This window comes from Candidatus Paracaedibacter symbiosus (assembly GCF_000757605.1).
Lineage (GTDB): Bacteria > Pseudomonadota > Alphaproteobacteria > Paracaedibacterales > Paracaedibacteraceae > Paracaedibacter_A > Paracaedibacter_A symbiosus.
Genome location: NZ_JQAK01000020.1, coordinates 1 through 1,470 on the forward strand (window position 1 = coordinate 1; position 1,470 = coordinate 1,470).

Here is a 1,470-nt window from a genome sequence, read left to right on the forward strand (position 1 = left end):
ACATACCTCACTTCAAAAAGGAAGAAGCGGGTATGTGGAGATCTACACAAGAGAAGGCAAGCAGAGTTCCTGGAGTTCATTAAGAATAAATAAGCTTGAAAAAGCACGTTCTCTAATGAAGGCCTATTCCACTCTTCACCACTTTACGCCTCACCACGAATATGATCGTCTCTTTAAAGAAGCTCATGCCCAAGAAATGACAGAGCAGGTCAGGCACTTCAAGCAAGCCTCTCCTCAAGAAAAACCAGCACTTGCTCAAGAGATTCAAGGGTGGCTTTCTTTAGAACAAGATGAACGCCTTACTTACACTTTAACAGCCCTCAAGCAAGAAAAAGTTTCTGTTGAGACTCTTCATCATTATGAAAAGATCTTAGCTTTACCTCTCGAAAAACAAGGCGACGTCTCTCTTCTATTAGAGGGATATAATGAGGCCAAGCAAAGATTCTCCGATATCTGGCAAGTATATTCTGAGCAAGCAGACCTTAAATTGGCAGGTGAAAAGGTTGCCTATCAAGAACACGTCCTTGCACTTGAAGCTCAGCTTCATGCTAAGAATGCCAAATATAATCCACACTTGTTTGTTGAGCGAACGATTCAAAGAACAACTCACGCTCTTAAAGAAGCAAAATTGACCTCTCAAGACTGGACATCCTTTGAGAAAGAAAGAGATGGTCAAAATGCCGCCAAAGAGGCTCTTGAACATAAAGTTCAGACTTGGATAGAAAAAGGAGCTCAAACCTATGGATGGAATTTAAATACCCCAGAACAAGGGAGTGTTCAAAAAAGAGATTATCTCTCTTGCCTTGAGACAAAATGATTTGTTCGAGAAAAAGCTTAATGAAATTGATCATATTATTAAGTCAGAAAATCAAGAAATTCCCCATCTTGCTATCGCCGCAGGCAAAAGGAATAAGGCTGCTTTTGATCTAATCCAAGGGGGATTTGTCTCTCAAAATCAAGAAGTATTCGACCCCTCTTTAAGACAAGTGAAAGATCAAGCTTTACGGTATGCGTGCTCAAGTTATCGCCTTCAAAAGATTCATGAGAGAGATCCTGAGAAGTTTAAAGATCACGCTGTTGTTTTGTTCTTAAAAGACCAGTTGAGCTTGGGAGATGAAAAGGTACAAGGGCGCATTCAAAAGGCTTTAGATAAAGCTGGACTGACCTTGGATGGGCACCTCATTGAGCAGGACGAGAGAAGGCTTATCCCTGGCAAGAGTCAAGCAGAGCTTTCTTATCGAGAAGAGCGTGAGGCTGAGAGATACACAGAAAAGAAAGGGCACCCTCTCCCCAAAGCTTATAAAACACCTCTTTATGATAAAGAAGATGTCCTCTCAAGCCTTACAAAATCACACATTGAAGAGATATTTGCGCGTCATATTGACCTGTGGGTGACGAATCCTAAGCCTCGTAATAACTTCGTATAGCATACATTATACGAAGTTATACGAAACCGTGGAGATCCGACTT

2 protein-coding genes are annotated in these 1,470 nt (G+C 41.3%); both read left to right on the plus strand.

Going from position 1 to position 1,470, the window contains the following annotated elements; translation table 11 throughout:
- The coding region (locus IG80_RS0111725; protein WP_032114214.1) for a hypothetical protein at positions 1-817 on the plus strand (817 nt) is incomplete at its 5' end.
- Complete coding sequence (locus IG80_RS0111730) at positions 804-1,427, plus strand: hypothetical protein (RefSeq protein ID WP_032114215.1); 624 nt, start codon at positions 804-806, stop codon at positions 1,425-1,427. The genes IG80_RS0111725 and IG80_RS0111730, both read left to right, overlap by 14 nt.
- Positions 1,428-1,470 lie beyond the last annotated feature (43 nt).